This window comes from Halosubterraneus shenae, assembly GCF_050510935.1.
GTDB lineage: Archaea > Halobacteriota > Halobacteria > Halobacteriales > Haloferacaceae > JBDGPU01.
Window position 1 is genome coordinate 624696 of record NZ_JBNLVO010000002.1, and the last position, 26235, is coordinate 650930.

The 26235-nt window shown below is 68.3% G+C and carries 23 protein-coding genes; 12 read left to right on the forward strand and 11 right to left on the reverse strand.

All coding sequences use genetic code 11. The features are described 5' to 3' along the window. Position 1: 1 nt before the first annotated feature. Together ACQE3M_RS06255 and ACQE3M_RS06260 are read right to left on the reverse strand one after the other, a co-directional pair. Entirely contained in the window at positions 2-334 is a 333-nt protein-coding gene (locus ACQE3M_RS06255; RefSeq protein ID WP_430504612.1) for a hypothetical protein, read from the reverse strand. A 192-nt stretch (positions 335-526) separates the two neighbouring features. After that, positions 527-805, reverse strand: a complete 279-nt coding sequence (locus tag ACQE3M_RS06260) for a MarR family transcriptional regulator (protein ID WP_430504614.1) — start codon at positions 803-805, stop codon at positions 527-529. 243 nt (positions 806-1048) lie between these two features. On the opposite strand from ACQE3M_RS06260, the gene pan1 reads away from it, so the two are divergent. Further along, the gene (gene pan1, locus ACQE3M_RS06265; protein WP_430504616.1) at positions 1049-2263 is read left to right on the forward strand and encodes a proteasome-activating nucleotidase Pan1; all 1215 of its coding nucleotides are present in this window, start codon (positions 1049-1051) and stop codon (positions 2261-2263) included. A 145-nt stretch (positions 2264-2408) separates the two neighbouring features. Here pan1 and ACQE3M_RS06270 read toward each other — a convergent pair whose 3' ends face one another. Both ACQE3M_RS06270 and ACQE3M_RS06275 read right to left on the reverse strand, forming a co-directional pair. Next, on the reverse strand, positions 2409-2558 hold the full coding sequence (locus ACQE3M_RS06270; RefSeq protein ID WP_430504617.1) for a hypothetical protein: 150 nt from the start codon (positions 2556-2558) through the stop codon (positions 2409-2411). Between the two features lie 69 nt (positions 2559-2627). Then, the gene (locus tag ACQE3M_RS06275) at positions 2628-3974 is read right to left on the reverse strand and encodes an alkaline phosphatase family protein (protein WP_430504618.1); all 1347 of its coding nucleotides are present in this window, start codon (positions 3972-3974) and stop codon (positions 2628-2630) included. Between the two features lie 110 nt (positions 3975-4084). Between ACQE3M_RS06275 and ACQE3M_RS06280 the strand changes: the two genes are divergently transcribed. Together ACQE3M_RS06280 and ACQE3M_RS06285 are read left to right on the forward strand one after the other, a co-directional pair. Beyond that, a complete protein-coding gene (locus tag ACQE3M_RS06280) occupies positions 4085-4990 on the forward strand; it encodes a PhzF family phenazine biosynthesis protein (RefSeq protein WP_430504620.1) in 906 nt (301 codons plus the stop codon). 110 nt (positions 4991-5100) lie between these two features. Then, entirely contained in the window at positions 5101-5292 is a 192-nt protein-coding gene (locus ACQE3M_RS06285; protein ID WP_430504621.1) for a DUF7333 family protein, read from the forward strand. A gap of 15 nt (positions 5293-5307) precedes the next feature. Here ACQE3M_RS06285 and ACQE3M_RS06290 read toward each other — a convergent pair whose 3' ends face one another. Beyond that, positions 5308-6438 (reverse strand): DUF373 family protein, encoded by a 1131-nt coding sequence (locus ACQE3M_RS06290; protein WP_430504623.1) that lies wholly within the window; start codon positions 6436-6438, stop codon positions 5308-5310. 115 nt (positions 6439-6553) lie between these two features. Between ACQE3M_RS06290 and rtcA the strand changes: the two genes are divergently transcribed. Next, positions 6554-7621, forward strand: a complete 1068-nt coding sequence (gene rtcA / locus ACQE3M_RS06295; protein ID WP_430504624.1) for an RNA 3'-terminal phosphate cyclase — start codon at positions 6554-6556, stop codon at positions 7619-7621. Positions 7622-7654: 33 nt separating this feature from the next. Here the strand turns inward: rtcA and sppA are convergent, their stop codons facing one another. Beyond that, positions 7655-8665: a signal peptide peptidase SppA gene (gene sppA, locus ACQE3M_RS06300; RefSeq protein WP_430504626.1), complete on the reverse strand. Its 1011-nt coding sequence runs from the start codon at positions 8663-8665 to the stop codon at positions 7655-7657. Between the two features lie 982 nt (positions 8666-9647). After that, positions 9648-10571 carry a coiled-coil protein gene (locus ACQE3M_RS06305; RefSeq protein WP_430504627.1) on the reverse strand — a complete coding sequence of 308 codons (924 nt, stop codon included), beginning with the start codon at positions 10569-10571 and terminating at the stop codon, positions 9648-9650. A 470-nt stretch (positions 10572-11041) separates the two neighbouring features. Here ACQE3M_RS06305 and ACQE3M_RS06310 point away from each other — a divergent pair, with 470 nt between their 5' ends. The 4 genes from ACQE3M_RS06310 (at position 11042) to ACQE3M_RS06325 (ending at position 15168) form a co-directional block, all read left to right on the forward strand. Continuing rightward, the gene (locus ACQE3M_RS06310; RefSeq protein WP_430504629.1) at positions 11042-12097 is read left to right on the forward strand and encodes a M42 family metallopeptidase; all 1056 of its coding nucleotides are present in this window, start codon (positions 11042-11044) and stop codon (positions 12095-12097) included. Positions 12098-12205: 108 nt separating this feature from the next. Next, positions 12206-12667: a DUF371 domain-containing protein gene (locus ACQE3M_RS06315; RefSeq protein WP_430504631.1), complete on the forward strand. Its 462-nt coding sequence runs from the start codon at positions 12206-12208 to the stop codon at positions 12665-12667. A gap of 90 nt (positions 12668-12757) precedes the next feature. Beyond that, on the forward strand, positions 12758-14218 hold the full coding sequence (gene thiC / locus ACQE3M_RS06320; RefSeq protein ID WP_430504632.1) for a phosphomethylpyrimidine synthase ThiC: 1461 nt from the start codon (positions 12758-12760) through the stop codon (positions 14216-14218). Positions 14219-14340: 122 nt separating this feature from the next. Continuing rightward, positions 14341-15168 carry an endonuclease III domain-containing protein gene (locus ACQE3M_RS06325; protein ID WP_430504634.1) on the forward strand — a complete coding sequence of 276 codons (828 nt, stop codon included), beginning with the start codon at positions 14341-14343 and terminating at the stop codon, positions 15166-15168. A gap of 1159 nt (positions 15169-16327) precedes the next feature. Here ACQE3M_RS06325 and ACQE3M_RS06330 read toward each other — a convergent pair. Then, positions 16328-18253: a beta-CASP ribonuclease aCPSF1 gene (locus ACQE3M_RS06330; protein WP_430504636.1), complete on the reverse strand. Its 1926-nt coding sequence runs from the start codon at positions 18251-18253 to the stop codon at positions 16328-16330. A gap of 249 nt (positions 18254-18502) precedes the next feature. On the opposite strand from ACQE3M_RS06330, the gene ACQE3M_RS06335 reads away from it, so the two are divergent. Then, a complete protein-coding gene (locus ACQE3M_RS06335) occupies positions 18503-18988 on the forward strand; it encodes a hypothetical protein (protein WP_430504637.1) in 486 nt (161 codons plus the stop codon). A gap of 378 nt (positions 18989-19366) precedes the next feature. On the opposite strand, the gene ACQE3M_RS06340 is transcribed toward ACQE3M_RS06335, so the two are convergent. Then, a complete protein-coding gene (locus ACQE3M_RS06340) occupies positions 19367-19858 on the reverse strand; it encodes a metal-dependent hydrolase (RefSeq protein ID WP_430504638.1) in 492 nt (163 codons plus the stop codon). Positions 19859-20022: 164 nt separating this feature from the next. Between ACQE3M_RS06340 and ACQE3M_RS06345 the strand changes: the two genes are divergently transcribed. Both ACQE3M_RS06345 and ACQE3M_RS06350 read left to right on the forward strand, forming a co-directional pair. Continuing rightward, positions 20023-21126 carry a pyridoxal phosphate-dependent aminotransferase gene (locus ACQE3M_RS06345; protein WP_430504639.1) on the forward strand — a complete coding sequence of 368 codons (1104 nt, stop codon included), beginning with the start codon at positions 20023-20025 and terminating at the stop codon, positions 21124-21126. Positions 21127-21183: 57 nt separating this feature from the next. Next, the gene (locus ACQE3M_RS06350; protein ID WP_430504640.1) at positions 21184-22326 is read left to right on the forward strand and encodes an ArsA family ATPase; all 1143 of its coding nucleotides are present in this window, start codon (positions 21184-21186) and stop codon (positions 22324-22326) included. Positions 22327-23414: 1088 nt separating this feature from the next. Here ACQE3M_RS06350 and ACQE3M_RS06355 read toward each other — a convergent pair. Continuing rightward, complete coding sequence (locus ACQE3M_RS06355) at positions 23415-24572, reverse strand: MFS transporter (RefSeq protein WP_430504641.1); 1158 nt, start codon at positions 24570-24572, stop codon at positions 23415-23417. A gap of 261 nt (positions 24573-24833) precedes the next feature. On the opposite strand from ACQE3M_RS06355, the gene ACQE3M_RS06360 reads away from it, so the two are divergent. Beyond that, a complete protein-coding gene (locus ACQE3M_RS06360) occupies positions 24834-25004 on the forward strand; it encodes an HVO_0758 family zinc finger protein (protein ID WP_430504642.1) in 171 nt (56 codons plus the stop codon). Between the two features lie 66 nt (positions 25005-25070). On the opposite strand, the gene ACQE3M_RS06365 is transcribed toward ACQE3M_RS06360, so the two are convergent. Further along, on the reverse strand, positions 25071-26207 hold the full coding sequence (locus tag ACQE3M_RS06365) for an aldo/keto reductase (protein WP_430504643.1): 1137 nt from the start codon (positions 26205-26207) through the stop codon (positions 25071-25073). Positions 26208-26235 lie beyond the last annotated feature (28 nt).

Genomic DNA, 26235 nt, shown 5'->3' on the forward strand with positions numbered 1-26235 from the left:
GTCATTCGGCGGCCCTCCGATCGGTTTCCGGGGTCGCTTCAGCATCGACCGACTCGGGATCCAGTTGTCCCGCTGCAGCCCGCCGGAACGCCCGATACGCGTCCAGCGCGTCCGCCCCGCGTTCGGCCGCCGCGGCGTCGCCGGCGGTCTCGGCGGTCTCGATCGCGGTTTCCAGGCGGGCGAGGCCGACGCTGTCGACGAAGCCGGCCGCGCGGTCGAGGTCGTCCAGCGCGGCGTCCGCCTCGTCGATCACCGCGACGTGGGGGCCGCGCTCGACGTCCGTGCGGGCGGCGAGCGCGGCGAGCGCGCGCTTGACGGTCGTAGTCGTTGCCACGGGGGCAGTGGCCGCGTCCTGGGTGATAAACCTCCGTCTGAGAGAACTCCGAACGAGAGGGATGGGAGGGCCGAGGAACGAGAGATGGGAGGACCGATCGTCGACCGCGGGCGACTGCGCGTGATTGCGTGCGATTGCGTGTCTGGACCGACGGACGGACGAGATAGCGAGAGGCGGCGGAAGCGAGTCGGATTACAGGGAAAGCGAGTAGAGACGCTTGCGCGCGTCGGCGAAGGAGAACCGGGAGTCGACGACCTCCTCGTCCTCAAGCCGCGACAGCGCGTAGCGGACGGTGCGGGGTGGCAGGAGCGTCTCCTCCGCCAGCTCGCTCTGGGTCAGCGTGTCGTTGTAGTCGAGCACTTTCGCGACGAGCTTCGCGCTCGGGGGCAGGTCGCGAACGGGTTCCCAGCGGTCGGCGACGTCTTCGGTCTCGTCTGCGTCGTCAGCTCGGACGGCCTCTGGTGCACTCATTGTATTACCACCAATGTCATGCCATCTAATAATATTTACTATCGCTTTTGATTACTATGAGACATTATCTTACCGGTGTATTCACCAGACGGCGTCGGGATTCTGTATTTCGGGGGTGCGCGAGCCGTCCGCGAGCGGTCGGAGTGGGTCGCGGCTGGGGCCGGTCACGTCGAGATGGTCGCGAATCGGCCGGAAGCCCCCTGACCCGAAGCCTCTTATTAGTGACCGCCTTAATCCGCGACGATGAGTGATAGTGTGGACGACGTCGAGTATCCTTACGACGAATCGACGTCGCAACAGGAGAAGATCGACGCCCTCCAGGAGCGGCTCGACGAGATCGAGTCCCAGAACGAGGAGATGCGGGACAAGCTCCTCGACGCGAACGCCGAGAACAACAAGTACCAGCAGAAGCTCGAGCGGCTCACCCACGAGAACAAGAAGCTCAAGCAGTCGCCGCTGTTCGTCGCCACCGTCCAGGAGATCACGGACGATGGCGTCGTGATCAAACAGCACGGCAACAACCAGGAGGCCCTCACCGAGGTCACCGAGGAGATGAAGGACGACCTCGAGCCGGACGACCGGGTTGCCGTCAACAACTCCCTCTCCGTGGTCCAGAAGCTGGAGAAGGAGACGGACGTGCGCGCCCGCGTCATGCAGGTCGAGCACTCGCCGGACGTCACCTACGAGGACATCGGGGGCCTCGAGCAGCAGATGCAGGAGGTCCGGGAGACGGTCGAGATGCCGCTCAAGAACCCCGACATGTTCGAGGAGGTCGGCATCCAGCCCCCGAGCGGCGTCCTGCTGTACGGCCCGCCGGGCACCGGGAAGACGATGCTCGCGAAGGCCGTCGCCAACCAGACCGACGCGACCTTCATCAAGATGGCCGGCTCCGAGCTCGTCCACAAGTTCATCGGCGAGGGCGCGAAGCTCGTCCGTGACCTCTTCGAGGTCGCCCGCGAGAACGAGCCCGCCGTCCTGTTCATCGACGAGATCGACGCCATCGCGTCGAAGCGCACGGACTCGAAGACCTCCGGCGACGCCGAGGTCCAGCGGACGATGATGCAGCTGCTCTCGGAGATGGACGGCTTCGACGAGCGCGGCGACGTCCGCATCATCGCGGCGACGAACCGCTTCGACATGCTCGACCCCGCCATCCTGCGCCCGGGCCGGTTCGACCGCCTCATCGAGGTGCCCAAGCCGAACACGGACGGTCGCGAGATCATCTTCCAGATCCACACGCGCAAGATGAACGTCGCCGACGACGTCGACTTCGTCCAGCTGGCCGAGATGGCCGAGGACGCGTCCGGCGCGGACATCAAGGCGATCTGCACGGAAGCCGGCATGTTCGCCATCCGCGACGACCGGACGGAGATCTTCATGGCCGACTTCGAGGAGGCCTACGAGAAGCTCCAGAAGGGCGACGACGAGGCCGCCGGCGACTCCCTCGCGTTCGCGTAACGAGGTCGTCAGGCGAGCCGTCTCCGACCCGGTCTCGGGTCGGTCTTCTCCGTTCGCGGTTCAGGCCGGTCTTCTCCGTCTGCGGTTCCGTATTTTCATCGTCACCAGCGACGGCGCCGTGTCGAGCGCCTCCGGCTGAGGACCGCTACAGCGAGGCGACCAGCAGATACGGGAGCACGAACAGGAGCAGGAAGATGCCGGCGAGGATCAGCCCGTAGCCGACCCCGACGCCGGCCAGCGCGCGGTAGGAGTCCACGTCGAGTACTTCGCGTGCGTCGAGCCCGTCGTTTGCCATACGCCCCGCTTGTCGCGGCATTGCTTAAAAATATCGTGCCGCTGGGGCCACTCTGTTGCCATCGACCCCTCAAAGTAGGCTTTCGCCGTCGAACTCCTCGGGATCGACCTCCATCCCCAGCAGCTCCAGTATCGTCGGGGTGACGTCCAGGATGTCGGCGCCCTCGACGTCGACGCCGGGTTCGTCGATCAGTAGCGTCGCGTCCCCGAAGGTGTGCATCCCGGTTCGGGGGGTGTCGTCGTCGAAGACGCGCTCCTTGCGCTCGAAGCCGGCCTTCAGGTCGAAGCCGTCGTTCGGGATCGCGACGAGGTCGGGGGAGCGCTCGTCGGTGTCGCCGGAAAAGGCCTCCTCGCCGTCGACGACGCGGTCCAGAACAGCAGTCCCGTCGGGCCCCTCCAGCGCTTCGAGGTCGCGGCGGAGTTCCGCACGGACCCGCTCGTAGTCGGCTTCCGGGACGGAGCCGCGCGGTTCGCGGCCCTCGAGGTTGAGGTAGAAGCGCCCGGGAGCGAGCGAGTACGCGCGCGTCTCGTCGGCGATGTCCGCCAGCTCGTCCGGATCGTCGGCGTCGTACTCGAGCCAGCCCGTCTCCGCGAGCCACTCGTTGCAGTAGACGTCGTACGAGAGGGTCGTGAAGCCGTGGTCCGAGGCGACGACGAGCGTGACGTCGTCGGGGAGCCGTTCGCGGATCGCGCCGACGTACTCGTCGAGCTGTTCGTAGAACTCCAGGAAGGACTGGCGCCCCAGCTCGTTCTCCGCATAGGCCTCGTAGCAGAAGTGGTTGACCCGGTCGGGCGTCATGTAGACGCCGAAGAAGAGGTCCCAGTCGTCCGCGTCGATGCAGTGCTCGAACGCCGCCTGTCGCCGCTCGAGCGTCTCCTGGGCGTCCTCGAGGAACGCCGACTTGTCCTCGCGGTGACCGAGCTTCGCGTCGACGTCGATCCGGTAGTCGAGCTCCTCGAGTGTGCGACGGAACGAGGCCGGGTGGGCGGCGGCCTCGACTTCGGGCGAGAGAAAGCCCGAGACCATGCGCTGGACGTTGCGCTGCGGCGGGAACGTGATCGGGACGTTCAGCACGGTTGCGTCGCGGCCGGCGGCGCTGACCCGGTCCCAGATGCGCTCGTGACGCACGTCGCGACCCATCGGCACGTACGTCTCGTACGACCCGGTTTCGCGGTCCTGGAAGCCGTACACCCCCGTTTTCCCGGGGTTGACACCCGCCGTGAGCGCCGGCCAGGCTGCGCTCGACTCCGGCGGGACGATGCTGTCGATCGCGCCGGCGGAGCCCTCCTCGGCGATGGCCGCGAGGTTCGGGAGGAGGTCCGCGTTGTCGGCGATCAGGCTGAACGGAACCCCGTCGATACCGAGGAACGCCACCCGGGGTGCTTCGTGGTCGCGAATTCGGTCCAGCAAGCCCATGGGTGCTCTACTCCGGTTGCCAGTAAAAGGCTATAGGGCGACGGCCCAGGGACCGGCCACTCCGCCCGTCGGCCCGCTGCTCTTTTGCCCCCGGCCCGCAAGCGACAGGTATGCAGACGCGACGCGCGCTTCTCGTCGACGCGTTCACGACCGAACCGCTGGCCGGCAACGCCGCTGGGGTCGTCCCGAACGCGAGCGGGCTGACGGACGACCAGTGCCAGGCCATCGCCAACGAGCTGGGGGCCAGCGAGACGGCCTTCCTCACCGAGTCGGCGGAGGCGGACCGCCGGATCCGCTACTTCACGCCGTCCCAGGAGGTTGACCTCTGCGGGCACGCGACCATCGCGACACACGCCCACCTGTACGCGGACGGCGTTATCGACGCCGGCACGCACTCGCTGGAGACGAACGTCGGCGTCCTCGACGTCGACGTCGAGGCCGACGGCACCGTCTGGATGACGCAGGAACCGCCGGAGGTCGACCCCGTCGACGTCGACTACGGCCGCCTCGGCGACGCGCTCGGGATTGACCCCGCCGCCCTGACCGACATCGGCGCGGACCTGCCGGTCGCGTACGCGACGACCGGCCTCCCGTTCCTCGTGGTCCCTGTCAACTTCCTCGAGCACCTGAGCAACGCGGACCCCGACATGACCGCCATCGAGGCGCTCTCGGAGGAGCACGACGTGACCGGCATCTACGCGTTCACCTTCGATGCGATCGAGGGCGACTCGACGCTGCACGGGCGGATGTGGGCGCCCGCGGCCGGCGTGCCGGAGGACCCCGTCACGGGCACCGCCAGCGGGGCCTGCGGGGCGTACCTCGACGCCGTGGCCGCCTTCGACGGGGAGTTCCCCGAGCAGATGCGCTTCGAACAGGGCCACTTCGTCGACCGGCCCGGCTACGTAGAGGTCCGGATCGACGGCGACGACGTGCAGGTCGGTGGCGAGGCCGTCACCGCGCTCGACGGCGAGGTCGTCGTGCCGGAGCGCGAGGAGGACGACCTCATCGAAGCCTGACTGCGGAGCGGTCGGTACCCCGCCCGGCGTTCCCGGGCGGTCGTCGTCGGTATCGACCGACGCCGGCCGGTATCAAGAGTTACTATCCCAGCGGCACAAGAGTCGGTCGCATGGAATTCGACCTGCCTCGCGCCGCCGGCCTGTTGCTCGCGTTCGTCGGAGTAAGCGTCGCCGCGCTCATCGGTGCGCAGATGATGGGGACGAGCACGATCCTGATGATGGTGCTCCCGTCGATGCTCGTGTTCGCGGCGATCGCGTTCGCGATCGGCGTGAAACACGGCGAGTATCGAGCGTCACAGTAGCGCTGCGGCTTCTTCTCAGGACTCGCCTCTCTCGTCGGCGCCCTCGATGACGTCCTCGAGGGCGTCACCGCCGACGTCGCTCGCGACCTTCACGCCGACGAGCGAGACCGCGATCCCCAGCGCGATGAACACCGCGAGTCGCTGGTTCGGCGCGAAGGCGATCTCGGCGACGACGAGCGGTCCCAGGATGCCCTCCTGCTCGAGGAAGTAGCCCGCGAAGCCGCGGACGACGAGCCCGACGGCGACCGCGACGAACGGGAGGTTGAGGAAGTGACTGCGCACGCCCTCGTCACGGATCACTTCGTCGAGCAGCCGGCCCATCGACGCGGTCAACGCGGCGCCGCCGAGCCACGGTACCGCGGCGTAGGTGAATCGCATCGCCTCGACGAGGACCGGGGTCGACCCCGGGAGCCCCGAGAGCGAGAGGGCGCCGAAGAACGCGCCGACGAGCGAGAGCCCCGCCGCGACGACGTACGTGACGATGGACACCTTCCCGGCGTACAGCGCCTCTCTGACCCGGTCCGGGACGTCCGCGAGCCACTCGTCGATCGCGAGCCCCTTATAAAGCAGCGCGCCGCCGAGCAGCGCGGCGAGGCCCGCGAGCGCGACGCCCGGGGAGAACCGGAGCAGCAGCGCGGGGAGGAGGAGCAGCGCGATGCCGAGGGGGACGAGCACGGTCGAGCGCAGCTCCTCGTCGGCGAGGAACTGCTTCAGCAGGTAGTAGGTCGACTCGATGTCGCGGGCCTGCCGGACGACCACGCGGTCGACGGAGTCGATGGCGAGCCGCGACTCGACGATGGGGACCACGCGCTCGTCCTCCGCCGAGTCGACGACGAGGATGGCCGAGGAGGGGTCGTAGCGCTCCACGAGGTCGTCGAGCTGGCTTGCGATCGACTGGTCGCCGCCGACGCGGTTCTCCGAGCTCCCGGAGACGACCGCGACGACCGCCTCCTCCCGCTCGTCGCGCAGGTTCCGCGCGACGCTCAGGGCCTCGAGAATGCAGTTGACGCTGGCGTCCTCCGGGTCCGCGAGGCCGACGTCCGTCACGAGCGAGCGGACGGCCTCCCAGCCGGCGACGGGCATCGGGACGTTCGTCTTCCGCCCGATGTCTCCCGAGCGGTCGACACAGAGTACCAGCGTCGTCACACAGGGGCACAGGCCATCGGTGGATAAAAACCCTCCCGGTCGTTCGCCGAACGCGCCGAACTGTTCGCCGGTCTCCACCCGACACACCCAAACCCGCGGCCGACGAGGTGCGACCATGCTGGAGATCGACGGGAGCGCCGGCGGCGGGCAGCTCCTCCGCTCGTCACTGGCGCTGTCCACGCTTACGGACACGCCGGTCCGCGTCGTCGACGTCCGCGGCGACCGGTCGAACCCGGGCCTGAAGGCCCAGCACGTCGCGGCCGCGCGGGCCATCGCCCGGATCGCGGGCGCCGAGACCGACGGCGTCGAACTCGGGAGCGACGCGGTCGAGTTCGACCCAGGCGACGTGAGCGGCGGCGACTACGAGGTCTCGATCGAGACCGCCGGGAGCCTCACGCTCGTCTTCGAGGCGGTCCTCCCGCTCGCGCTCGTCACCGACGAACCGATCCGGCTCCACGCGACGGGTGGCACCGACGTGGCCTGGTCGCCGCCGCTGGAGTACCTCCGCCGCGTCAAGCTCCCGTTCCTGCGCCGGCACGGGGTCGTCGCCGCGATAACGAGCGAGCGGCGAGGTTTTTACCCGGTCGGCGGCGGCGCGGCGACGCTCACGCTCGGTCCCTCGGCGCCCGAGCGAATCGAGGCAACCGAGCCTCCGACGGTCGCCGGCGCTCGCGCGTACGCCGTCGCGTCCGACGACCTCGCCGACGCCGACATCGCCGAGCGGCTGGCACGGACCGTGACGGAGATGGTCGAAGCCCTCGACCACGAGGTGGAGCTGTCCGAGCGCGTCGTCGAGTACGCCGACGCCGACTGCACCGGCGCGGGAATCGTCCTGCGCGCGGACGCCGAGGCTGGTAGGGAGTCGCCGGCCGGTCACGCCCCTATCGCCGGCTTCTCGGCGCTCGGGGGGCCGGACCGCTCGGCGGAGGCCGTCGCCGGCGACGCCGTCGACGACTTCGCCGACTGGATGGGAACCGGCGCGGTCGTCGACCGCCACCTCGCCGACCAGCTCGTCGTGCCGCTCGCGGTCCTCGGCGGGCGCGTCGCGATCCCGGAAGTGACGGCCCACGTCGCGTCGAGTCTGGACCTGGTCGCGGAGTTTGGTCTCCCGGTCGACTGCGAGCAGGCAGACGGGCGGGCGATCCTGCACGCAGCGGGGACGGACTGGGCTGCCCAGAAGTAGGTGGGAACCGGGTGCCTCGTGTCGCCGTCCGCGTCAGCGCACTTCGATGGAGAGGTCGTCGTCGCCGGTCACCGCGCTCGCGATGCCGGCGCCGGCGGCGAAAGCGACTCGGCGCGCGCCGAGACCGATCTTCTCGGTGATGCCGCGCTGGGGGCCGAATTCGCGCACTTCCACGGGTTCGCCGATTCGGTCCTCGACGCGCGCTTCGACGTCGTCGAACGTGCCGATCTCGTCGACGAGCCCGGCCTCCGCGGCCTCGGGGCCGACGTACATGCGAGCCTCCGTGTCGCGGACGTCGTCGGGGTCCATCTCGCGGCCCTCGCTCACGGTGTCGACGAACTGCTCGTAGATGTCGTCGACGATGCCCTGGAGATACTCGCGCTCGTCGGGCTCGATGTCCCGCAGCGGGACTCCGGCGTCCTTGTAGTCGCCGGCGGCGAACCGCTCGTAGCTGATGCCGAGCTTGTCAGCCAGGTCGGCCGCGTTCGGTCGGGAGCCGATGACGCCGATGGAGCCGACGAGGCTCACGTCGTGGGCCCAGACCTCGTCGCAGCCGGTGGCGATCCAGTAGCCGCCCGAGGCGCAGACGTCGGTCGCGTACGCGACGGTCGGCCCGTCGAACTCCTCGGCGGCCCGCCGGATGTCGTCGCTCGGGAGCACTTCCCCGCCGGGCGTGTTCAGCCGGACGACGAGCGCGTCCACGTTCGGGTCGTCGTCCGCGCGCTCCATCGCGTCCACCAGCTCGCCGGCGCTCGGCCCGATCGGCGCCGTCAGCGGGGAGGGGCGACCGCCGTTCCGCGAGATCGGTCCCTCGACGCCGACCTCGGCGACGTTGTAGTCGGCGAGGACGCTCCGGAGGACGTTGCTCGCGACCTTGCCGACGACGAGCGCGAACACCGCGGTCACCAGCACCCCGGCGAGTTCGATACTCGAGTCCGGCGTCCGGACGAACGCCACCCAGCCGAACGCCGTCGCAACGACGAGCGCGACGAGCACGCCGACGAGTGTGACGACGTTGCGGAGTCGATCGCTACGAATTCCCATACCGTCGACTCGGCCGGAAACGGGTTAAAAGTGAGCGCGCGATTCGTTGATGGAGTTGGGCGTTTCTCGGAAGTCCATGGTCGATCTTGCTTTAAGGTCGATTGATCAGGCGTGGAGGCTGCTGTAGTTAACAGCGGCACAGACTGCGTGAAAACTTTCGGCTGCTCTTGTTTATAAGCTGTATTTACAGGTGCAGACGCTGCTGTGCTCGACAGCACCGCAGACACCCAGAAAGCCCTCGGCCGCTCGCGGTCGCTCCGCGACATATCTGGGCCTCTCCGCACAGCCCGGCCCAGATAGGGGTCGTCGGAGCGACTCCCCTCCGGCGCGACCGGCCGTCGCCCTTTCAGTCCGCCAGGACGGCAACCGCGACAGCAACGGCACCGCGACAGCAACGGCACCGCGACAGCAACGGCACCGCGGCCGCACAGCAACCGCAAGCCTCGGCCCTCCCCAGCCTCGGCCGGGGCGCGCCGGCCCCGCAACGCACCGCGCGGCGCGCCACCGGCCTCCCTCGCACGCGTTGCTCGCGCGCGCCAACCGCGGCCGCGCCGCGACCGCCCGCCAGCCGCCGCGAACGACGCCCGGCCACCACTCCGGGGCGGGACTGAAAGGGGCAGCCGCTGAGCGGGACGCCCTGCGACGCAAGCACCGCAATCCCGGCGAGCGACCGTAGGGAGCGAGCCGGGTGAGGAGCGCAGGGAGCAGCGCGACCGCTCAGCGGCTGGGGCTTTCTGGGTGTACCGAGTGGTGTCGCTGGCGACGATAGCCGATCTTGTTTATAAGTGAGACCGCTCAACGGCTGGGCCTCTCGAGGTATGTCGAGTGGTGTCGCTCGCGAAGACGCCGAAACGGACCACACACTACGCGATCCTTTTCAGGGTAGTTCCACGGACCTCGGTCAAATCCCTTTAAATAACCAAAAATAGCGTCACCACTGCGTTAGCAGAAAATGAAAGACGGAAAGCGAAGGAACCCCGGTTTACAGAAGGCCGGTCTTCTGCAGCTTCATCAGGTCCTCGGTGTCGAGGGTTTCGCCTTCCTTGAACTTCTGGTAGATCTCCTCGGCCTCTTCCTTCTCCTCTTCGCGCTCGGCCTCGCGCTCGTCCTTGCGCTCTTCCTCCTCCTGCTTGTCGAGCTCGCGCAGGCGCTTCTGGACGCGGACGAAGTCCTCGTGGTGCTGGTCGGCGGCCTCCTGGGCCTCCACGAAGAGCTCGTGCATCTCGTCGGCCTCGTCACGGATGTCGTCGGCCTCGCGGTAGGCCTCGATCATCTCGTTGTGGTGCTCCTGGGCCTTGTCGGCCAGCTCCGTCACCTTCTGGTGATGGGTGGACGCTTCGGAGCGGACCTCCTCGGCCTTCTCGACGAGCTCGTCGAGCTCCTCGGTGTCGTCGATCTTCTCGCGCTTCTCCGCGAGCTCCTCGCGCTTGTTCTCGATCTTCTCGATGAGTTCGCGCTCGTCCTCGGCGGAGAGAACCTCCGTCTGCTGGCGGAATTCGAGTTCCTCGATTTCCTCTTCGAGTTCCTCGATGGACTTGCCCTCGCCAAGCTCGAGGTCCTCCTTCATCTCCTCGACCTTGTCGAAGAGCTCGTTGGCTTCCGCGTTGAGCTCGTTACGGCTCTCCTTGTGCTCCTGGACCTGCTCGTTGAGCTCGTCGCGCTTCTCGCGGTGCTCCTGGGCCTCGTCGACCTTCTCGCGCGTCTTCGCGTTCAGGTCGTCGCGCTTGGAGGCGCGCTCCGAGGCCATCTGGTTCAGCTCGTTACGGCGGTCGCGCAGCTGGCCTGCGCGCTTGATGAGCTGACCCTTCGAGCCGTTCTCGAGCTCGTCCTCAGAAAGGTCCACGTTGTCTTCTTCTCGCAGCGGTTCGATGTCGTACTGTTCGATGACTTCCTGCTTCGTTACCATTTTTTATCACTCCATCACCGCTCCGGGGAACGCAGTGGCTCGTCGTAGAGTAGCTGACCGTGAGTAAGATTTCCCGATCATTCCTCGTGCGATTCCACCAGCGCCGGAGGCGTTCTGGTAACTGTACATTGACGATTGCACCATATAAATACTTCGGTGAGATGGAGTGTGAAAAGAGATAGCATGACCCTCAAACGTCCCGAATTCGACCTTTGCGACCTATTCACACGGACTTATAAATAATCCGTGAAAACGCCGATACCGGGGTCCTGACGGTGGCGACGACGGCGGTGGTCGGATGCCTCCGGGTACTGCACGGCGAGCTAGCTGAGCGTCGGTCGGATCGACGCACCAGGGCACCGGTGAAACCGGGCCTGTGTAAGCACGGTCGGCGCCCGAAAGACGGACGGCGCGACGGTGCGGCTTTCCGTTTTCCTCAATTTTTACCGTGCGACCCGCAAAGCTCGACCATGACCGCGAATGCGACGTTCGACTTCGATCTGCTGGCACGACTGACCGACGCCCCCGGCCCCGTCGGCCACGAGGACCGCGTGCGCGAGGTCGTCCGCGACGAGCTCCCGGACGTCGACCGCGTGCGAACGGACGCGATGGGGAACGTCGTGGCGACCGTCGAGGGGACTGCGAACCCCGACTACGAGGTCCTCGTCGCCGCACACATGGACGAGATCGGGCTCATCGTGACCGACGTCGACGACGACGGGTTCCTCTCCGTGGAGTCGCTCGGCGGCTGGAACCCGGACGCGCTCCGCGGGCATCCGGTCACGGTCCACACCGCGGACGGCGACTACGAGGCGGTCGTCGGCATCAACGCCGCGCACACGGCCGCGGACGAAGCGCCGGAGGAGTGGACGCTCGACGACGCCCACGTCTTCACTGGACTCGAGCCCGAGGAAGCGAACGAGACGTTCGCCGTCGGCGACGTCGTGACGTACGACAGCGACCTCCGCGAGCTCGGCGAGTGCGTCTCCGGCTCCGCGCTGGACGACCGCGCGGGCGTGTACGTGCTGCTGGAGGCCGCACGGCTCGCGGACCCCGACGTGACCGTTCACTACGCCGCAACAGTCCAGGAGGAAGTCGGCCTGCGGGGCGCGACTGCCCTGGGCGTGGACGTCGATCCTGATCTCGCCATCGCGCTCGACGGGACGCTCGAACAGTCCCACCCCGGCATCGCCCCGTCGAACGCGATCTCGAAACTCGGTGACGGTGTCGGCGTGAAGCGGAAGGACGCGACCGTCATTCCCACGCCGGGCGTCGTGGAGCGCTTCGAGTCCGTCGCCGAAGCGCGCGACATCGACTTCCAGCGGGAGGTCTCCTGGAACATCGGGACGGACACCGGCGGCCTCCAGACCACCGGGGGCGCACGGCCCGTCGGTGCGCTCTCGATTCCCGTCCGCTACCATCACTCCGCGGTCGAGACCGCCAACGCGCGTGACGTCGAGGCCGCCGTCGACCTCCTTACCGCCTTCCTCGACACCGAGGACGGCGCGGACTACTCGCCGAACTGACTGCGCGACCCGGCCCGGGCGTCCGCGTCGCCACGCTGTCGGTCGGAGTCGCCGTTCCAAGGGCGTCGGATAATAACCCCTTTCGCCGGCGACGCCGGAGGGGTGGCCATGAGCGACCTCTCCGAAACGATCCACGCAACGGGCCACGAGAACGTCCGCGCGGAGCACGGGAGCACGTTCGAGGTGACGACCGACGACTGGCTCACGCCCGCGGGCGACTGTATCCTCGCGGTCGAGGCCGACCGCACGCCCGCCGATTTCGCCCCGGCGTTCGTGCAGGCCTGTCGGGACTCGGATGCGACGATTACCGCCGAACTCGTCGTCGGCGACGGTGACGACGACGGTGACGCCGCCGACGAGGACGAACGCCACGAGGCGACGATCGTCGGGTCGGGCCACCCCGACCTCGCGTTCAACAACGACCGGTCGGCCGTCGGGCGCACGAGCGAGTACGTCGACGACCGGACGATCATGGTCAAGGCCGACGCGGCTGCCGCCGACCTGGACCGCGACCTCGTCGACGCCCTCGCGGCCGGCGCCGACCTCGAACTGACGCTCCGGGTCGACTGATCGAACCCGAGGTTCCCGTTTCTCGATCCCCACACGGACGACCGACGAGGCTCGCCAAGTTTATTAGCTGATGGTAACACTGGCTAATACATGCCGACTCAGCTACAGCGAGCCCGCGACGGCGAGGTTACCGCGGCGATGGAGCGCGTCGCCGACCGGGAGAATCGCGACCCCGAGTTCGTCCGGGAGCAGGTGGCGACCGGGCAGGCCGTCATCCCGAACAATCACGCGCACGACGCGCTGGACCCGATGATCATCGGGCGCGAGTTCTCGACGAAGGTGAACGCCAACATCGGCAACAGCGAGACGACGAGCGGCAAGCGCGAGGAGCTCCGGAAGCTCCACGCCGCAGTCCACTACGGTGCCGACACGGTGATGGACCTCTCGACCGGCCAGGACATCGACGAGATCCGCGAGTCCAACGTCGGCCACTCGCCGGTCCCGCTCGGCACGGTCCCCATCTACGAGGCGATCAAGCACGTCGACGGCCCGGAGGCCCTCACGCACGAGCTCCTGCTCGACGTCATCGAGAAGCAGGCCGAGCAGGGCGTCGACTACATGACGATCCACGCCGGCGTGCTGATGGAGCACCTCCCGCTGACCGACGGGCGCACGACGGGCATCGTCTCGCGCGGCGGCTCGATCCTGGCGAAGTGGATCGAGGAGAACGGGATGGAGAACCCCCTGTACGCCAAGTTCGAGGAGATCTGCGAGATCTTCGCCGAGCACGACGTCACCTTCAGCCTCGGCGACGGGCTCCGGCCGGGGTCCCTCGCGGACGCCGGCGACGAGGCCCAGTTCGCGGAGCTCGACACCCTCGGCGAGCTCACCCGCACGGCGTGGGACCACGGCGTCCAGGTGATGGTCGAGGGGCCGGGCCACGTCCCGATGGACCAGATCGCCGAGAACGTCGAGCGGCAGCAAGCGGTCTGTGACGGCGCGCCGTTCTACGTCCTCGGCCCACTCGTCACCGACGTCGCGCCGGGGTACGACCACATCACCAGCTCGATCGGTGCGACGGAGGCCGCCCGCGCCGGCGCCGCGATGCTCTGTTACGTCACGCCGAAGGAGCACCTCGGGCTCCCCGACGCCGAGGACGTCCGCGAGGGACTGGCTGCCTACCGCATCGCCGCGCACGCGGGCGACGTCGCCAACGGGCTCCCCGGCGCGCGCGACTGGGACGACGCGCTCTCCGAGGCGCGCTACGAGTTCGACTGGCGGCGCCAGTTCGACCTCGCCCTGGACCCCGACCGTGCGCGCTCCTCCCACGACCAGACGCTGCCCGGGGACAACTACAAGGAGGCGCGCTTCTGCTCGATGTGCGGCGTCGAGTTCTGCTCGATGCGCATCGACCAGGACGCGCGCGAGGCCGACGGCGACATGGAAGCGATCGCCGAGGAGACCGGCGGCGACGCCGAGCCCGGCATCGACCTCGCCGAGTCGCCGGCGGCCGAGGTGAACCTCCCGCCGACGGGCGACCACGACACCTCGAACGTCCCGGAGCTACCCCCGCTTCACGAGTCGGACGCGGAAGCGACCGGGGACGACTGACGATAGCTGGAGCGACCGCGGACGACTGACGATGGCCGGAGCGACCGCGGGTGGTTGAAGGGGCGAAAGCCTCCTGTCGCCACGTCGCTACCCCTTTTAGCCGTCCAGCCCAATCGACGATAATGGCAGACGAACCCTCCCAGAACATCAGTGGCGGCGAGGCCGGCGGCGGTGTCCCGGACGAGTTCGCCCACGGCGAGGCGGACTCGCGGGTCGAGGCCGTCGTCGACGAGCTCGGGGAGATGTACTGGCAGAAGGCGTACGGCGGCCAGGACGCCTTCGAGTGTCTCGTCCGGACGATCCTCTCGCAGAACACCTCGGACGTGGCGAGCCAGCCGGCCCACGACTCCCTGATGGAGCGCTACGGCCCGGGTGGTCCGGAAGCGGCGCCCGACGGCGACCTCGCACGCTCGCTCGCGGACGCCGACCGCGACGAGCTGGCCGAGACCATCGCCTCGGCCGGCCTGTACAATCAAAAGTCGGAGGTCATCCAGACCGCCGCCGAGTGGGTCCTCGACGAGTTCGGGTCGGAAGCGGCGTTCGACGAGTTCGTCCGGACGGACGACCCGGACGAGGTCCGGGACACCCTCCTGTCGGTCTCCGGCGTCGGCCCGAAGACGGCCGATTGCGTCCTCCTCTTCTCCGGCGGCCGCGACGGGATCTTCCCCGTCGACACGCACGTCCACCGGATCGCCCGCCGCATGGGCATCGCGCCGCCGGACGCCGACCACGAGGACGTCCGGGAGGCGATCGAGGCCGAGCTCCCGCCCGAGAAGTGCGGCTTCGGCCACACCGCGATGATCCAGTTCGGTCGCGAGTACTGCTCGGCCCGCAAACCGGCCTGCCTGGAAGGCCCCGAAGCCTGTCCCCTGTACGACCACTGCGACCGCGTCGGCATCGACGAGCTCGACGGCGAGGTCGTCGACCCTGCGGAAGCCGCCAACTCGTAGGCAATCGCGGTCATCAGCGTCTCCAGTCGCCGGCGATCCCACTCAGGACTTCGTCAACGCTCCAGGCGCTGAGCGCTCGCGCTTTTAAATGAGTCCGGCGAATGTAGTCAGCGAAACCACTCGGCACACCCCGAAAGCCCCAGTCGCTGACCGGTTGTGCTTATAAACTGCCTAGGCTATCATCGTTGGCGACACCACTCAGCATACCTCGAAAGCCCCAGCCGCTGAGCGGTCGCGCTGCTCGCTGCGCTCCTCACCCGGCTCGCTCACTGCGTTCGCTCGCCGGGGTTGCGGTGCCTGAGTCGAAGACTCAGACTAGCGAGAGCTTCGCTCTCGCGTCGCTTGCGTCGCAGGGCGTCCCGCGCAGCGGCTGCCCCTTTCAGTCCCACCCCGGAGTGGTGGCTGGGGCGTCGCGCGCGGCGGCTGGGTCGCCGACGACGCGCGCCGGCTGGCTGGCGTGCGGTGCGGAGCGGTCGGCGCGCGCGAGCAACGCTTGCGAGGGAGGCCGGCGCCGAGGCGGTGCTGTTCCGGCGCCGGCCGAGGCTGGGGAGGGCTGAGGTAGTGCGGTTGCTGCGCGGTCGCAGTTGCGGGGCTGTGCGGTCGCGGCCCTGGCGGACTGAAAGGGCGCGGCCGGTCGCGCAGAAGGGGAGTCGCTTCAACGACCCCTATCCGCGGCGGGCGGTGCGGAGAGCCGCGGATATGTCGCGGAGCGACCGCGAGCGGCCGAGGGCTTTCTGGGTGTTTGCGGTGCTGTCGAGTGCAGGCCCGTATCACCTGTCCAAATCTGCTTATAAAGAGCGGCGAGGGCTTTCTGGCTGGTGTGGTCAAGTGAGGCAGCGTCTGCACCTGACTATCCGGTTTATGAGCATGAGCGACCGAAGTCCGTCTCGGCGCCGTTATTGAATAAAGCAGCGTCCGCACCTGATCATCCAGTTTATAAGGAAGAGCGGCAGAGCGCGTTCCGGGTGGGGGCGGTGGTGTCGGAGACGAGTCCGTCTCAGCTGTCCAACCCCGTTTATAAGCAAACCCGAGAGAGGTCGTTCCGGCTTTCCTGATCGAGCGCACCAGCGTCGACCTCGAGCCGCTTCAGACCGTGCGCGACGGCCGGTGAATACCGGGCCTTCGACGACCACGCCCGCTCGCGCCCAGTCGGGGCGGCTTACTTGAACCGGAACGTCTCCAGGTTCTTCGGCGCGAACGTGCGCATGTTGTAGTCGTGGTACAGCGCCGACGACAGGTCCTGGACGGAGTCCTCGTCGCCGTGGACGCAGAGCACCTTCTCCGGGCGCGGGTTCATCGTCTTCACGAAGTTCTCGAGCCCCTGGCGGTCGGCGTGGCCGGAGAAGCCGTCGACCGTCTCGGTGTCCATCTCGAGGGTCAGCGTCTCGCTGCGGCTCCCCTCGCCCCAGTCGGAGACCGGGATCTCGTCCCAGCCGTTCTGGATGCGGCGCCCGAGCGTCCCCTGGGCCTGGTAGCCGACGAAGGTCATCGTCGAGTCCGGGTCCGAGCCGAGGTGGCGCAGCCAGGACATGATCGGGCCGCCCTCGACCATCCCCGAGGTCGAGAGGATGATGCACTCCTCGCCGTCGGCGACCTCCTGCCGCTCGTCCTCGCCGCCGTCGATGTGGTTGAACTGGTCGGCGAGGAACGGGTTCTCGTCCTCGTGGAAGATGCGGTCGCGCAGGTCGTCGCGGAGGTACTCGGGGTACGTCGAGTGGATCGCCGTCGCCTCCCAGATCATCCCGTCGAGGTGGACGGGCATCGTCGGGATGTCGCCCTCGCGCATCGCCTCCTCCAGGACGAGCATGATCTCCTGGGAGCGCCCGACGGCGAACGCCGGGATGAGGACCTTCCCGTTCTGCTCGTACGTCTCGTTGATGACCTCCTTCAGGCGCTCCTCGGAGTCGGCCTGGTCGGTCTGGTAGTCGTTGCGGCCGCCGTAGGTCGACTCCAGCACGAGCGTCTCCACGCGCGGGAAGTCGTTGACGGCGCCGTTGAACAGGCGCGTGTCGTCGTAGTGGATGTCGCCGGAGAAGGCGACGTTGTACATCCCGTCGCCGATGTGGAAGTGGGTCACCGCGGAGCCGAGGATGTGGCCTGCGTTGTGGAACGTGAGCTTGACGTCGGGCGCGACGTCCGTCACGTCGCCGTACTCCAGCGGGATGGTGTGTTTGATCGCCTCGCGCACCTGCTCGGACTCGTACGGGGGCGTCCGCCCCTCCTTGGCGGCCACGTCGAGGTAGTCGAGCTGGAGCAGGCCCATCAGGTCGCGGGTCGGCTCCGTCGTGTAGATGGGGCCGTCGTAGCCGTACTTGAAGAGGAGGGGGATGAGCGCGGAGTGGTCGAGGTGCGCGTGCGTGAGCACGACGGCGTCGATGTTGGACGCGCCGGCCCCGAGCGCCTCGGGAACCTGGAGATACGGCACTTCGCCCTCGGCGCCGGGCTTGTCGCCGCAGTCGATGAGGATGCGCGTCTCCGGCGTGTTGAGGATGAAGGCGGCGCGGCCGACCTCGCGGCAGCAGCCGAGCGTCGTGATCCGGACCCACTCCTCGTCGGAGAGCTCCTCGCGGTGGATCTGCCGGCCGACGCGCTCGAGGATGTCGCGGCGCTCCTGGCGCTCCTGCTTGAGGAAGTTGCGCACGTTCGAGACGGTCGAGGACTCGATCGGCGGGGTGCGAACGACCTCGGGGGTCCAGCCGACCTCCTTCGTGATCTCGCGGAGGGTCGAGCCGCGGCGGCCGATGACCATCCCGGGCTTTTCGGCCTCGATGACGACCTCGCCGGTGTCCTCGTGGAAGTCGAGGTCGGTGACGCCGGCGTCGTCCGGGATGACGGCCATGACCTCTTCCTCGGCCTGTGCGGGCGGCGAGAGGGTGCTCGGGTCCGGGCGGACCGTGATCCGCTTGCGGAGCTGGGAGGCGAGCCGGCGGATGAGGTCGCCGTCGCCGGCGAACCGCTTCGGGTCGCGGGTGTAGACGACCAGCTCGGGGCCCTCGTATTTGACGTCAGTAACCGAGATGTCGCTCGGAATCTCCTGTTCGATTTCGGCTTTCAGATCTTCGAGTTGCTTGTCGACGTGACTCATAATGTAGTTGGTGCCCGCATTGCGGGCGAACGCACGGATCCGGCGGCGATCGGGTGGGGGGACGCTCGCGCTGTCGCTTGCAACCCGATGGCTGCGGATCCGGACGTGGACGGCGTAGGCATAATGACGATTACTGTCCGTAGTTCGGGTGCGGGAACAGCGAACGAAAACCCGCTTAATCGATGCTATGCCCGTCGCGTTATAAAAGCCTTCGCAAACTGCAAGGTCCCGCGGGCGCTCCATCAGCGTATGCACGTCACACCCGAGGCGGTCGTCACGGAGCGCGACCGCATCCGCGACCGCGCGCCCGTCGTCGTCCCGCTGGTCAACGACACGCGAGACGCGCTGGGGGAGCTGTTCGACGCCGACGTCGACCACGTGACGCCGGCCGAGTATCGCCGGGAGGTCGACGCCGTCTTCGCGGACGGCGAGGTCGCGGTCAACGTCGCGGGCTACGCAGGCCTGCTGCGCGACCTCGACGTCGACGGCGACTACCCGGGCTTCGTCGTCGACGAGGTACTGGGCCGTGAGCTCGCGGCGACGATCGCCGGCGGGCAACCGCTCGCGCTGCTCGCGCAGGCGACGTTCCACCTTGCGGACGCGCGGATCCACGGCGAGGACGGCGACGTCGCCGGCGCCGACGACCTCGACGCGGCGCTCGCCGCGGGGTTCCAGACGCGGCTCCCCGGCTGGGACTGGCGGGCCGAGGAGAGCCCCTTCGCGGTCGACCGGTAATAGCGTCGTTGGCGTCGCCGGACTCGGCCGGACACTGGGCGCTAGGCTCGGCCGTCGCTGGGCGGGTCGTGGTCGTCGAAAACGGTGAGCGGAAGCGCTCACCGAGGTCGGCGCAGTGAAGGCGCCGACCGGTGGAATGCCGGTGGCCACGTAGGTACCTGTGGGATGCCGGATGCTACCCAGCGGCCACCTGAGCGGACGGACGCCGCACACAAATAACCTCCCCCTGCGTCAGACAAGCATACGACATTTTGCAGCTACTGGCGCTGTAGCGGCGGATTCGCGTTTTCGTTTCCCAGCCACCTTCCGGTAATTTCCAGGCCCGGGTATCTGGCGGCGCGTGCGGTTGCGCCGTCGAGTGAAAGTCGACCCGCGGGGTCAGAGGCCGATGGCCTGCGTCACGGCGTTCGGGTCGACGTCGAGGTCCAGGAGGTAGACGTGAACCGCCCAGAACGCCGCGATCTCGAGCGCGGTGACGATCACCGTGACGAGGGTCGCGTACTTGCTACTCGTCGTCACGCCGGACGGGGCCCCGAACTCGCGGTCGGAGAGCGGGTGGAACAGGGCGATGCCCCGGCGGCTCCCGACCATGTCCAGGACGTAGTGGGAGAGGACGCCCGCCCAGACGAAGTAGAGGTTCCCGAAGAGGATGGGGAACGCCAGAAAGACGCCGAGAACCGGGAGACTGTGGAGCGTCTTCCGATGGCGGCCGAACGCGGTGTCGACGTCGGGGAACAGCGCCCCGAGCACGAGGGGCACGCTCACTTGCGCGATCTTCTCGGCAGTTGCGAGCGTGACGGACGGTTCGAGCACGAACCCGACCCCGATCGCGAGGAGGATCGCGTTCAGCACGTGGCCTTGCTTGTTCATCTACTGGCGATCCACGGGGGAACAACTCAAGGGTTTCCATGGACGGCGCCGCGATCCGACCCGCTGCGTCTCCTCGGCGACCGTGGCCGTCCGGCCGGTGACCCGATGGCGGTACGCCGTGCCGCCGACGAAAGACCCACCACGCCCCCGGCCAACCGCCCCGTATGGAGTACGAGGAGCCGCAGTTCTTCCACGTCATGCAGTACGCCGGTGCGGCCGACGGCGACGTTATCGACATGGTGAGCGGGAACCCCGACTGGGAGCCGCCGGCGGCGCTGCGCGACGCGTTACACGAGTACGCCGACCTCGACCCGGACGCGTTCCAGTACCCGCCCAGCGACGGCCTGCGCGAGCTGCGCGAGGCGATCGCCGAGCGGCGCAACGTCGGCGTCGGCGAGGTGATCGTCACCAACGGCACCGGCGAGGCGAACTACCTCGCGATGGCGCGCGCGCTCGACCGCGACGCGGGCGACGAGGCGATCCTGCTGGATCCCGTCTATCCCTACTACCCCGGCAAGGTCCAGATGCTCGGCGGTACCCCGACCCTCGTCCGCACCGAGCGCGACGGGAGCATCGACCTCGCGGCGATCCGCGAGGCCATCTCCGACGAAACCGCGCTGATCGCCTTAAACACGCCGAACAACCCCACCGGTGCGGTGTACGACCACGACGCCGTCGCCGAGGTCGTCGCCCTCGCGGAGGACCACGACGCGCTCGTGCTCGTCGACGAGGTGTACGACCACTTCGACCACACCGGCGAGTTCGAGAGCGCCGTCACCATCGACTCCGCTCACCGGATCGTCACCAGCGGCTTCTCGAAGTCGATGGCGATCACGGGCCTCCGCGTCGGCTACGCCATCATGCCGCCACAGCACGCGGACAGCGCTCGAACCCGGCACATGCTCGTCAACGTCGCCGGCGCGCGGCCGTCCCAGTACGCCGTTTACCACGCGCTCCAGGAGACGGACCCGGACTACTACGCCGAGTCGCGCGAACTGCTCCGGACCCGCATCGACGAGTTCACCGCCGCGCTCGACGAGGCGGGTGCGGAGTACACCCGCCCAGACGGCTCCTTCTACGTCCTCGCCCGCTTCGAGGGGTTCCCGGGCACGATGACGAACGTGAAGAAGCTCATCGACGAGGCCGGCGTGGCGGGGATGCCCGGCGACACGTTCGGCACCGCACGTAGCGACTGGCTTCGGTTCGCGCTCGTGACGCCGCGCGCGACGGAGGCCGCCGAGCGACTGGTCGACTACTTCTCCGAGTAGGCCTCGGTCACGCGTCAAGACCGACGCCCTCACAAGTCGCCCGCGAGTCCGTCCGGTATGGACGAAATCGACGTCGAGCCGGTCGACGAGGTCGACGAGGAGATGGCGGTCGATGTCGACGCCGACCTCCCGGCAGGGGTCGACGCGCCGGAGTACGTGCTGTACGGCGGGAAAGGCGGCGTCGGCAAGACGACGATGGCGGCCGCGACGGGGCTCTCCTCGGCCGCGGGCGGCGTCGCGACCCTCGTCGTCTCCACCGACCCGGCCCACTCGCTGTCGGACACCTACGGGACGGACATCCCCGCGGAGCCCGCGCGCATCCGCGAGGACGTGCCGCTGTTCGCCGCGGAGATCGACCCCGACGCCGCGATGGAGGAGGGGATGTTCGGCGCGGACGCCGACCCCCTCGGCGGCCTCGGCGACATGGGTGAGATGCTCGGCGGGATGGGCGGTGCGGGTGGCATGGGCGGCGCGGGCGGCGTAGGCGAGGACGGTGGCCCCGGCGACGAGTTCGGCGAGGACGGCGAGGGGCCCGGCGGGCTCCTCGGCGGCACCATGCCCGGCGCGGACGAGGCGGCCGCGATGCGCCAGCTGCTCGAGTACCTCGACGACCCGCGCTTCGACCGCGTCATCGTCGACACGGCGCCGACCGGGCACACGCTCCGGCTCCTCGAGCTGCCCGAGATCATGGACTCGATGGTCGGGCGCGTGATGAAGCTCCGCCAGCAGTTCTCCGGCATGATGGACGGCATCAAGGGCATGTTCGGCGGCGGCGAGGAGGAGCCGGACGTGAGCGCGGACCTCGACGAGCTGCAAGAGCGCATCGAGCGCCTCCGAACGGTCCTCCAGGACCCGAACCAGACGGACTTCCGGGTCGTGATGATCCCGGAGGAGATGAGCGTCGTCGAGTCGGAGCGACTCGTTACCCGTCTCGGTGAGTTCGACATCCCGGTGAACACCATCGTGGTCAACCGCGTGATGGAGAACCTCGCGGACGTCGCCGACGTCGACCCGGACTGGGTCGTCGAGCCGAACCTCGAGGACTGCGAGTTCTGCCAGCGCCGCTGGAACGTCCAGCAGAACGCGCTCTCGAAGGCGACGGACCTGTTCATGCAGCGCGACGTGAAGCGCGTGCCGCTGCTGGCGGACGAAGTCCGCGGCGACGCCGCGCTGCGCGTCGTGGCGGCCTGTCTGGACTGAACAGCTTCGTTTTCACGATCGGGGAGTTTGCGATTCCAGTTCGTTCGATCGGTTGCCGTCACAGGTGGCTTCGCTGGATGCGTTTTATGAGTCGGAGCCGTGGGCGTGGTTGATCTCTGCGTAGTTTGTTCAGTTATCGTCGCGAGCACCATCACTCGACGTGTCTCTAAAGCCCCAGCCGCTGACCGGTCGCACTTAAAAACGAGATCGGCTATCGGTGCTGGCGACACCACTCAGCATGCCCAGAAAGCCCCAGCCGCTGAGCGCTCGCGCTGCTCGCTGCGCTCCTCACAGCTCGCTCCCTCCGGTCGCTCGCTGATTGCGGTGCTTACTTCGCAGGGCATCCCGCTCAGCGGCTGCCCCTTTCAGTCCCACCCGAGAGTGGTGGCCGGGCGTCGCTCGCGGCGGCTGACGGGCCGTCGCGGCGCGGCGGCTGGCGGACGGTCGCGGCGCGGCGGCGGTGGCGCGCGCGAGCAACGCGTGCGAGGGAGGCCGGGGCGCGCCGCGCGGTGCGTTGCGGTGCCGTCACGCCCCGGCCGAGGCTGGAGAGGGCCGAGGCTTGCGGTAGCTGGGCGGTGCTGTCGCGGTCGCGGTCGCGGTTGCGGTCGCTGTCGCGGTTGCGGTAGCGGTCCTGGCGGACTGAAAGGGCGACGGCCGGTCGCGGTGTAACGGAGTCGCTGAGTCGACCCCTATCCGCGCCGGGCGGTGCTGAGAGGCGCGGATATGTCGCTCAGCGACCGCGAGCGGCCGAGGGCTTTCCGGGTGTTTGCGGTGCTGTCGAGCACAAGACCGTGCCACCTGTCCAAACCTGCTTATAAAGAGCGGTCGAGGGCTTTCCGGGTGTTTGCGGTGCTGTCGAGCACAAGACCGTGCCACCTGTCCAAACCTGCTTATAAAGAGCGGTCGAGGGCTTTCTGGACGTTTGCGGTGCTGTCGACTGCAAGTCCGTATCACCTGATCAAGCCCGTTTAAAAGAAAGCGCAGTCCGAAACATCTCAGCCGACCGAATCACCCAGAGTAACGACCATGCCAACGATTACGACTTAAGCACCAAATCACCACGCGACGCTTGCAGGTAATTCTCCCAATCAGGCCGGTAATCGGTTCGCTCGCTCCAGAACCGCGAACCCGACCGTGAGCACAGCCACGCCGATCGCGAACGACGTGAACACGGTGTCGTAGGCGACGCCGAGCTCGACGAACTTCCCGACCGCGAACGAGCCGCTCGACTGGGTCAGCATCATGATCCCGGAGTAGACCGCGTACGCGCTCCCGCGGCTCTCGTCCGGGATCGAGTCGAGCAGGAAGGTGTCGAGCGCGGGGAACATCGCGTGGATGACGAACCCGATGAGCGTCGAGACGAGCACCACGGCGGCGAGCCCGTTCGTGACGGTCAGGACTAAGACGAGCGCGGCGAACGTCCCCATCAGCGTGATGATGTACGGGACGTGCGGGAACCGGTCAGCGAGCTGGCCGGAGACCCAGAAGGCGGGGACGCCGGCGCCGAAGATGACCGTCAGCAGGTTCCGGGCCGTGCTCGGCGCGATCCCCTTCGAGCGCATGTACAGCTCGTAGAAGTTGAACAGCCCCTGCCAGGCGAAGCCGGTCAGTCCGAGGATGAGGACGCCGGTGAGGATGATCTTCCACTCGCGGCGCGCGCCGGCGATGAAGGCGGTGTCCTCGCGGCCGGCCTCGGGGAGGTCGGTCCGCAGCGCGAGCAGGAAGATGATGGCGGTCGTCAGTGCCGCGGCCGTGCCGAGTCCGATGAACACGACGCGCCAGTCGTAGACGACGGCGAGCGTGACGACCGGCGCCGCGACGACGGCCGCGAGCTGGCTCGCTGTCCCGTGGATCCCCATCACGCGGCCGACGCGGTCGGGGAAGAGCTCGGAGATGAAGGGGTTGGCGGCGACGAAGTAGATGCCGGAGGCGAGCCCCATGCTGAACGCTCCGATCATCACGGTCGGGACGCTGTTCGCGAGCGCGATCGAGGCGGACGCGAGCGTCAGGATGGCGCCCGAGCCGAAGACGACGTGGTGGCGCGGCGCCTTCGTCAGCAGCCAGCCCGTCGGGAGTCGCGGCGAGGCCGACCCGATCCAGACGAGCGTGACGATGAGCCCGGCCGTCCCCTCCTGGATCGCGAACTCCGCGATGAACTCGCTGACGAGCGGCGCGAACACCACTCGCGCGAAGTTGACGAGGAAGACGAGCCCGCACAGCGACCCGAACAGCTTTTCGCGTGACACATCGGCTGTTGCAGCGGCGCCGCTTCAAAGATTCCGGAAGCGAACGCGTGTGGCTCCGACTGCCGTGGGCGACGAACACATTCGGGATACGCCGGCGGGGACGTCCACACCGAACGCGCCACACCGAACGCGCCACACCGAGCGCGTCGCTGCCCCGCGGCGTCGGCGATCGACTCGAAATCCGCTTGCCCATTCCAGGTCGGGTCGCTCGACCGACCGGACGGCGGGGTATTTAACAACGCCCGCGCTGTAGGTCGGGGTATGAAGTCGACCCGAAAGGGACTCCGCGACGGGGACCTGTTTAAAGACACCTACGAGCGGCTCAACTGTTCGGAATGCGAACAGGTGTTGGACAAGGAGAACGATCCGGACGAAGTGTTCTCGGTACGGAAGTGTCCGGACTGCGGCGCCGAGTACAAGGAGCTTCGCTAGGTCGCTGACTGCCAGAACGCCGACCGCTCGAACCTCGACCGCCCGAACGCCGACAACCTGATCCGCCTACTCGAATACGGCGTCGAAGGCGCCCGCACCGAGCGGATCGAAGGTCCCCGCCGCCGCGTTTTCGCGCACGTGGTCCACGTCGCTCGCGCCGACGAGCGCGCTCGTGACCCCGGGCGCGCTCCGTGCGAAGTTGATCGCTCGCTGCGCAGCGGTGTCGCCGGCGAGCTCCGGCGCGACGTGCTCCGGCAGGCCCGCCGCGAGCTCCCCCTGCCCGATGCTCGCGCCCGTGAACACGCTGAGTCCCTCGTCGTGGGCGACTTCGAGGACCGAGCGCCGTTCCTCTTCCCCCGCTCCGTCCGCGTCGCCGCCGTCGCCGCCATCGCCAGCGTCGCCGGCCGGCTGCGTCGCCCGCGTGAACGCGTCCGCCATCGTCACGTTGAACGGGAGCTGGATCGCCTCCAGCCCGTGGTCGTCGGCGCCGACGGTCTCGGCCGCGGCCGCCGCCCGCGAGAGGATCTCGGGCAGCGAGAGCGCCGCCTCGTCGTCGGCCGGTACCCGGAACGCGTCCCAGGTCGCGACGCCGTAGCGCCCGATATCCCCGCCGAGCCGTCGCCGCTCGAGGAGCTCGAAGGCGTCCTCCAGCGCGTCGTACACCGCCTCCTCGGACCGAACCGCCAGCTGCGTCTCCGGGTTGTGTACGTAGTAGCAGTCGATCGCGTCCAGCCGCAGGCGGTTCAGCGAGCGGTCGAGCATCGCGTCGAGGAAGCCGGGCGCGATCGCGTGGCTCCCGTGGGCGAGGTCGTCGGGGTCGACGAGCCCGGTCTCGAGGAACTCCTCGCGGACGTACCGGCCGGGGTCGTCGGGGCGCTCGCCGTCGAAGGGGACGAAGCCGCCCTTGGTCGCGACCACGACCTCCTCGCGGTCGACGTCGGCCGCGCGGAGCGCGTCGCCGACGACGCGCTCGGACCGCCCGCAGCGGTAGTTGACCGCGGTGTCGACGACGTTGATGCCGGACTCGAGGCCGACCTCGATCGCCTCCCGGTAGTCGGCGTCGACGGCGTCGGTCGGCTCGCCGAGGTACGTCCCCAGCCCGATGCTGGAGACGACGCCCGGCCCGAACCGGCGGAAGTAGGTGCGCCCGTAGCGGTCGCCGAAGCGGTCGCGGTACCGCCAGGTGCCTTCGCGTGTCGCCATTACCGGAACTTGGACGCTCTCACTTTTA